The organism is Leifsonia sp. SIMBA_070 (genome assembly GCF_046534635.1).
Taxonomy (GTDB): Bacteria; Actinomycetota; Actinomycetes; order Actinomycetales; family Microbacteriaceae; genus Leifsonia.
In genome coordinates this window covers 1-279 of the sequence record NZ_JAWRYK010000177.1, presented here as the reverse complement: position 1 = coordinate 279, position 279 = coordinate 1, and the positions used below count along the sequence as shown (strand labels likewise).

Annotated in this window: 1 pseudogene; it reads left to right on the top strand. The window is 68.8% G+C overall.

Features of this window, described 5'->3' with window-relative positions:
• Positions 1–248: pseudogene (locus tag SB754_RS19905) on the top strand (alpha/beta hydrolase); the annotation flags it as partial.
• Between the last annotated feature and the right edge of the window lie 31 nt (positions 249–279).

The window sequence follows — 279 nt, the reverse complement described above, 5'->3', positions numbered from 1 at the left end:
CCAATGACCTGTCGGTGCTGCTGTCGATGGTGGAGGCCATCCAGCAGGAACCGTTTGTCCCCGCCGAGGCGGTTCCGTCCATGCCCCTGCTGCTGGTGGCCGGAGACCAGGATGCTTTTGCGGCCGGCAACGCGGAGCTGGCTGAGCTGTCGGGACAGGCCGAGCTGCTTGCGCTCCCGGCCCGCACCCACGCAAACGCGGTCACGTCCCGCGCCTTCAAGCAGGCGGCCATCAGCTTCCTCGGCTAAGGCCCGGCCGGACAGAAAACCCCGGCGGCAG